The 7,013-nt window shown below is 41.7% G+C and carries 6 protein-coding genes and 1 pseudogene; 3 read left to right on the top strand and 4 right to left on the bottom strand.

Annotation, left to right across the window (positions count from 1 at the left end; all coding sequences use genetic code 11):
- From J7R10_RS00915 to J7R10_RS00905, 3 genes and pseudogenes are all read right to left on the bottom strand, one after another.
- A pseudogene (locus J7R10_RS00915) lies at positions 1 to 1,725 on the bottom strand (phage tail tape measure protein); the annotation flags it as partial.
- Between the two features lie 130 nt (positions 1,726 to 1,855).
- A complete protein-coding gene (locus J7R10_RS00910) occupies positions 1,856 to 2,266 on the bottom strand; it encodes a hypothetical protein (protein WP_010705913.1) in 411 nt (136 codons plus the stop codon).
- A gap of 164 nt (positions 2,267 to 2,430) precedes the next feature.
- Entirely contained in the window at positions 2,431 to 2,724 is a 294-nt protein-coding gene (locus J7R10_RS00905) for a helix-turn-helix domain-containing protein (RefSeq protein WP_010704484.1), read from the bottom strand.
- A 154-nt stretch (positions 2,725 to 2,878) separates the two neighbouring features.
- Between J7R10_RS00905 and J7R10_RS00900 the strand changes: the two genes are divergently transcribed.
- A complete protein-coding gene (locus tag J7R10_RS00900) occupies positions 2,879 to 3,409 on the top strand; it encodes a helix-turn-helix domain-containing protein (protein WP_010705914.1) in 531 nt (176 codons plus the stop codon).
- Between the two features lie 598 nt (positions 3,410 to 4,007).
- Here J7R10_RS00900 and thiD read toward each other — a convergent pair.
- On the bottom strand, positions 4,008 to 4,871 hold the full coding sequence (thiD, locus tag J7R10_RS00895) for a bifunctional hydroxymethylpyrimidine kinase/phosphomethylpyrimidine kinase (protein WP_010705915.1): 864 nt from the start codon (positions 4,869 to 4,871) through the stop codon (positions 4,008 to 4,010).
- A gap of 130 nt (positions 4,872 to 5,001) precedes the next feature.
- Between thiD and J7R10_RS00890 the strand changes: the two genes are divergently transcribed.
- Together J7R10_RS00890 and J7R10_RS00885 are read left to right on the top strand one after the other, a co-directional pair.
- Positions 5,002 to 5,811 carry a lysophospholipid acyltransferase family protein gene (locus tag J7R10_RS00890; RefSeq protein ID WP_187287698.1) on the top strand — a complete coding sequence of 270 codons (810 nt, stop codon included), beginning with the start codon at positions 5,002 to 5,004 and terminating at the stop codon, positions 5,809 to 5,811.
- A gap of 97 nt (positions 5,812 to 5,908) precedes the next feature.
- On the top strand, positions 5,909 to 7,012 hold the full coding sequence (locus J7R10_RS00885; RefSeq protein ID WP_010705917.1) for a D-alanyl-D-alanine carboxypeptidase family protein: 1,104 nt from the start codon (positions 5,909 to 5,911) through the stop codon (positions 7,010 to 7,012).
- Position 7,013: the final 1 nt, after the last annotated feature.

Here is a 7,013-nt window from a genome sequence, read left to right as displayed (position 1 = left end):
CAAAGGCACGACCAAAAGCCCGTGCTATCCCCCGTGCAAAGCCTTTTATAAAAGAAGAGAAACGATCCCAATATTTCCACAAAGCAAAACAAGCAGCGATGATGACAGCCACAACAGCGGCAATGAGCGCCCCTATCGGGGTAAAAACAGCGCCAACAACAGAGGCAACGCCAGCGGCAATCACTTCTATCACTGTGCCTATCCAACCAAAAGTAGCAACGAATGCGCTGCCTGAGACCATAAGCCCCCGAAAGCCAGACACGAGTAGAGTCATCGGTCGCAAGAGACGCAGTGCACTCCCACCAAGACTTGCCGCCATGATTCCCATCGAGCGCCCTGATGCGATTAAACCTCGCCAACTTGTTTTAAGAGCACGGCTGAGTGCTCCAAGCTTCACAAAGAAGTCATGAGTTGAAGAAGCCCAAGGCGTGTACCCGCCATGGTAAAGCGCAAAATCCGCAAAGCAATGTTAAAAGCCATCAGGGCGGCAATGGTTTTGATGATAGCACTTGTTAAAGCGGGATGGGCATTGGCCCATGCCATAAGCCCATTGGTAAAATTGCCAACACTTTCCATCAAACTGTTGACAGGAGGCAATAAGACTTCACCAATGGTAATCCCCAAAGCCACGATACGATTTTGCAAAAGTTCAAACTGCCTGATGGCACCAGTTGCTTGTTTGTCCGCCTCTTGCTCTACAGAGCCTTTAAAGACTTGCGGATCTTTCACATATTCTAAAGCTTGCCCTAACAATTCTGGATTACCAACCAATTTGGCAAAATCACCTGTAAAATCGCGCCCAGCAATGGCAATCAGAGAACGCATGCCCTGTTCTGATTTGGCTAAAACATCAAAAAAGCGCACCAAAGTACCGGTAGCATCTTTATCCAAATCTTCCATGAATTTTTGGCGTGAAAGACCGATATTGGCAAAAGCATCTTCAATATGTTTGCCCCCTGCCTGAATGCGGGCACTCATAGCATTAAAACCACGTGCTGCACTCTCAGGGACAATCCCCGCAGAAATCATCGCGGTACCAAAAGCAGCCGTTTCACGGGCGGTAAGCTTAAACATGGTGGCAGCACCGGTGGCACGATTGGTAAAATCAGACACTTCACTGGCTTTAGCCGCCATATGGTTGGAGAGATGGTTGATGGCATCGCCTAACTCTTCAATACCCTCTTGATTTAATTTAAAGACATTGCGCAATTTGGCAAAGCGTTCGCCAATCTGGTCCCCCGTCATATCAAAAGCCACAGCCGCTTTGGCGGCGTAAATACTAAAAGCTTCGAGATCTTGCTCGCCAATCCCAGCTTGGCTGGCACTGGTCATCAGTTCCAAAACCTCACGTGCTGCTAAGGGAATTTTGGTTGAGGTCTCGAGAGCAAAGCGGCGTAATTCTTTTAAGCGATGAAGCGGCGCATCAAGAACCTTTTCCAAGCCCTTCATCGATTGGTCAAATTGCATAGCCTTATAGAGGGGCGCAATCAAGGTTGCGGTTTGCGCAATCGCCCCCACCATGCGCCCTCGCGCTTGGATAAAAGCCATTTCAGCGTTCTTTGTTGCATCCTCAAGATGTTGAGGATCAAACCAATTTTTAAAATGCTGTCGTGTCTTGTTTTGCAAATGGGCAACATCGGCACTAAAGGCTTGCAAATCCCGCTTGGCAGAGGTTATCCCTTCTTGCAGATGATTGACAAAACGCACCACAAGGGAAACATCCATAACAGCTCCTATTCCAACATCTGCTGTTCATATTCTTGGGCTTTCAAGCGTGCTAATTCACTGCGATAAAAAATGACATCCAGCCAATCCATCTGGTTGATCTCTAAAGCCGACCAACGAAAATGAAGCGCTAATTCGGCTCCAAATTGTCCAGCGTAAGGGATTGGCGTCCCATAAAAAAAGCAAAAAAAGCCTTCAAGATTGCCAGCATATCAACAGTATCAATCCGATCAATCAATTCGACCGTTTCATGGGACATATCCGCTAAAAGCGCCGTGATGCCTTCGGTTGCTTCATTGGTGAACAAAACTTGCGAAAGCTTGACAAGCAGAACATCATTTGAGAGCACTTTCTGCTCGCCAAGCTCTGGAGCCAGCAATTGTGTCAATTGTGGTCCTATCAGCACTGCCAATTGCTTGGCATGTTTGAAGGTGGGACGATAAAAGGTCAATTTATTGCGTGTTGCTTGCTTGCCATCACTGTCTTGATAAAGTATGGGCACTTGCAATTCCACGGCAATGCTTGTTTGTAAATTTGTCATCATAGTTTCCTATAAATTAAGGCCTATAAATTAAGAATAGAGCGCCGGCGTCCACCAATATCTTGCCCATTTCGTATTGATCTTTAGACATTGATAAACCTTATTATCTTATGGTATTTAAATTCATGGCAAATGCGCAAAAACGCAAAGCCGTGTAACGAAGTTTAAGCAGCGTTACCACGCAAAGCGGAATGCTTTATCGAAACCGTATTGGCATGTTTTGCTGCTTTGAAAATACGACGGCGACTTTTGGGGTAGCGGTCGCTAAAAACCTGCTCGACGGGCAAACCGATAAAATCGGCTATGGCACGTTCGGCTTTCTCATTAGGCCGTGTCCAAATGTTTTTGACACTGGATGACGGTATTTGATAAGCTTTCGCGAGCTCCGCCAAGGTCATATTACGGCGGCGTAGCTCGGCTAAAATACTATGGCGATCCCATGTTTGTGTGAGAGTCATAACTTTCGCTCCTGCTTCAAACGGATGCTGCAACCATCCGTCTTTTGTGGGGTTCTTTGTGTAATAACTGTCTTTTTTAACAGACGGTAATATAAGATATAATGCCAAATTCGGCTTTTGTAAATACCGAAAAAAGCATTTGGAGTAATTTTTTTTGGCACGCCCTGAAAAAGAACCTACAACAGAACTGGCAAAACGATTGCGTGAAATACGGCACACCCTTGGTTTCACGGAGCGCAAGCAATTTGCTAAACATTTTGATATTCCCGAAACAACTATGCGTAATTATGAAACGGGTTTACAAGAACCTCCTGCATCCATAATGCGAATATATAAAGATCGTTGTGGAATATCCTTAGATTGGCTTGTTACCGGTGAAGGTGAAATGTTTAGTGACCTGGCAAAAGCGAAAGCAGCAGGTTTTAAAGCACCTACCATCCCTACTGGGCTGATGAAAAAGCTCGGTCGCATAGCTTATACAACCTATCGCGATGCAAAAATAAAACTCCCCCCTGAAGATATAGCGGAATTAGCGGCAGAGCTTTATAGAAAGTTGCAAGAGCTTGTTCAAAACATCAATGACCCAGAAGAAGTCGAGCTTACTTTGCCTCTTCTAAAGTTGCATTTAAAGCGTCAAATTGAAGCTGAAAAAGCACATCTAACAACCACACAAAATACGGCGTAATGCCCCTTTAAAAGGAAAAATATGCGAGCGTTTCTCCTTACATTAATAAAGTAAATTAACTTATTGTTTTTAAAAGATTATATGTAATAAAAATAGAAATGCTCGGTAGCGAGCGTTTCTATTTTGCTTTTTTGATCATTTTGGGCTGATTTTGAAGGTAATTACATTTTTTGCTTCATTTTTTTCAAAGGGTCTTCAAAGCCGGTTTTCTGGGCTTTCATAGACTTTTTAAAATTCTTCAAAGCATTTTCAAAGACCTTTCAAAGCTTTCTCTCATTTTTACTTTTGAAACGCACTTTTTTCTGATTTTCGCTCTTTTTTGCAATTCTAGGTGTCAAAATAGATTTTGATAAAACGCGCATTTAATGGTAAAAAATATCCATAAAAACAATAAATTACCACGTATTCCTACCTAATCCCACCTCTTCCCACTTAGTACAAAACCTACTGTCAAACTATAGTGAGGTAATAAAAACTATAGAAAATAGAGGATAATCGCATATTTTTTTCCCATCCCATTTCTTAGACAACTCCTATCAAACAAACGACAAGAGCCACTCAACCAGCTCTGAAAGAGAATTTTTCCTATGCAATTGCTTTAGCCATTCTTCCATAATTGATAAAAATGGTGAAGTGGTCCTCGTCCTTTTCCTATTTGCAAAGCACTTGAAGCAGATAAGGCGCCATTCAAATAGTCTTTTGCTTGTTTAACAGCACAAACCAAAGGTTGCGTTGGCAATAAAGCTGCAATTGCAGCTGAAATAGTACAACCTGTACCGTGATCATGCGTGGTTATAAAACGAGAAGCTTCCAGCATAACAAGTTTTTTAGAATCACAATAAAGATCTGGACTTGAATCATCGTGATTCGCTGTACTTTTTCTAGTAAGAGCGCTTAAATGTCCACCCTTCAACAGAGCTGCATAACAGCCTAATGCCAAAAGCTGCGGACCATATTGATACATAGCGTTTAACGACCATTGCACATCACATCCCAATAACAGTGCTGCCTCAGGCAAATTTGGCGTGATCAAAGTTGACAATGGAACAAGAACATCACGCATTATTTCAATCGTATCGGGCTCTAACAGGACATCACCACTTTTTGCCACCATAACGGGATCAAAAACAATAAAACGAGGTTTATAATAAGCCAAACGCTCTGCAATAATTTGAGCAATTTGGGCATTTGCCACCATACCAATCTTAACGGCATCCACATGAATATCTTCAAAAACGGCATCAATTTGATCAGCGACAAAAGAAGCATCCAAAGCCTGAAAAGCACGTACACCTTGTGTGTTTTGTGCAACAACAGCCGTCACCACACTCATACCATAGGTTTTCATAGCTGAAAAAACCTTCAAATCCGCTTGCATTCCAGCGCCACCAGAAGGATCAGTACCCGCAATAGATAAAATCCGCGGGATCAAAAGAGTATCTTGGCTACCCTGTAGTTTCATGAGCCTGTTTCCTTATGTTTTTAAATATCAGAAAAGAGGTTACCGAAAAAAGAGACATTTGAAAAAACACAAAGAGAGATGTTTTCTCACGTAAATTACGTTATATACATGGTCTCTTTGCAGATATAAAATGGAAAATACAGTGCTTGTTCTTCGTTCTCTTCTTTTTACATTCGCTTTTTATACAACGACTTTCCTACAAATGATTCTTTACGCCCCCATCTATTTTTTAATGCCACGCAAAAAAGCGTGGATTGTACCTAAAACATGGGCGCGTGTTACACTTTTTTTACAAAAATACATTGCATGCACACACTATGAAATTGAAGGATTGGAAAATCTTCCAAAGGGATCCTATATCATAGCTCCCAAACATCAATCTGCATGGGAAACTTTTGGCCTTTTACCCTACCTTGATGACCCTGCTCTTATCCTAAAACGTGAATTGACATGGATTCCCCTTTTTGGCTGGTACATGGCAAAAACACAGATTATCCCCATCAACCGAACCACACCCATTAAAGCTTTAAAAACTATCATACAAAAAGCAAAAGAAAAAGCAAAACAAGGGCGTCAAATTCTGATCTTCCCCGAAGGAACGCGTCGACAACCAGGTCAAGAACCAGATTATAAATCAGGAATTGTTGCGCTTTACAATGAATTGGACCTTCAAGTTGTTCCCATTGCACACAATGCCGGTTTATATTGGCCCCGCAACAATTTTCGCCGTTATCCTGGAACAATTCGTGTTCGTATTCTTCCACCCATAGATGCCGGTTTAAGTAAACGTGATTTTCTAGACCAACTTATCGAAACAACAGAAAAAGCCTGTGATGAATTGCTTTTACGAGCATCTAAAGATCCGAGCCCTCCCCCTATGCCTCCTTCCGCTATAAAAAGGCTTCAAGAACTTAAATCACTGCAAAAAATTGAGAGGTAATTAACCATTTGCTCTCACGGTTCTGGATTTGAAAGTGTTATGTGCTACATTAAAAGAGTTCTAAGTTACTGATAAGCAGAAATTGGACTGAAATTTAATGTGGCAGCTTTTTTATAATTTATTGTTATCTTTTATTATGAGTGTGATGAGTACCTTTACTCACGCCCAGCCTTTTATATCTGTTGACGTGACAACTGGACGTATTTTAGATCACAATCAAGCCTTTGATCGCTGGTATCCTGCCTCTTTAACAAAATTAATGACCGCTTACATTATTTTTCGTGGTATGAGAGCAGGAGAAATTTCACCAAAGCAACACATCACCATCAGCGAATATGCAGCAAAAGCTCCTGCACACCGCTCAGGTTATAAAGCTGGTTCTGTTCTTACACTCGATACAGCCTTAACGATTACTCTGGTGAATTCCACCAATGATTTGGCTATTGCTATGAGTGAAGCAGTTGCTGGTTCACAAGAAGCTTTTGTGCGAAAAATGAATGCTGAAGCGCAACGTCTTGGCATGTTTGGAACACATTTTGCGAATGCAAGTGGATTACCAAACCCCTATAATTATTCTACAGCACGTGACATTGCTCTTTTAGCGGTTCAGATTCGTCGAGAATTTCCTCAATATGTCCATTATTTTTCTATTCCAGCTATTGATTTTGGTAAAAAACGAAAAATTCAACCCAATTCAAACAATCTTATTGGTCGTTTTAACGGAATCGACGGCATGAAAACAGGCTTTATTTGTGCCTCCGGTTTCAATCTTGTTGCCTCGGCAACCCGCAACAAACGCACAATTATTGCTGTCATTCTAGGATCCAACAACGTAAGTGAAAGAGAAGAAAAAGCTGCACAACTGCTTGAAACAGGTTTTTTGCACCAAGGATTGCCCCAAACAACATTAGCAACCCTCAAACCCTATGGAACTAAAATAACACAAGCAAGTGACATGAAACAACAAACATGCACGCCTGAAGCTGCTAAAATACATGCAAATTCTTATGATGATCAAGGAAATGTTATCCTCTCTTCACCTTTTATTACTCCTACACCTTCTTCTGCTCTTCCTTTACCAGTACAACTCATTAGTACGCCACAGATACATAAAGCAAAAACAAACCCCCTAAAAAAATTTCACATTCCCTACAAAAAGCAAGAAAACAACCCTATAACAAAATCAATAAGTCATGGTTGAT

It is taken from the genome of Bartonella vinsonii subsp. berkhoffii ATCC 51672 (genome assembly GCF_902825225.1).
Classification (GTDB): domain Bacteria; phylum Pseudomonadota; class Alphaproteobacteria; order Rhizobiales; family Rhizobiaceae; genus Bartonella; species Bartonella berkhoffii.
Note: the sequence above shows the minus strand (reverse complement) of the source record. Positions and strands in the feature narration are given on the sequence as shown.

Coding starts and splice junctions, on each gene's coding strand:
- thiD (WP_010705915.1), bottom strand. CDS start 4,871: ATGAAACTACAGGGTAGCCAAGATACTCTTTTGATCCCGCGGATTTTA.
- J7R10_RS00890 (WP_187287698.1), top strand. CDS start 5,002: ATGGAAAATACAGTGCTTGTTCTTCGTTCTCTTCTTTTTACATTCGCT.
- J7R10_RS00885 (WP_010705917.1), top strand. CDS start 5,909: ATGTGGCAGCTTTTTTATAATTTATTGTTATCTTTTATTATGAGTGTG.
- J7R10_RS00905 (WP_010704484.1), bottom strand. CDS start 2,724: ATGACTCTCACACAAACATGGGATCGCCATAGTATTTTAGCCGAGCTA.
- J7R10_RS00910 (WP_010705913.1), bottom strand. CDS start 2,266: ATGACAAATTTACAAACAAGCATTGCCGTGGAATTGCAAGTGCCCATA.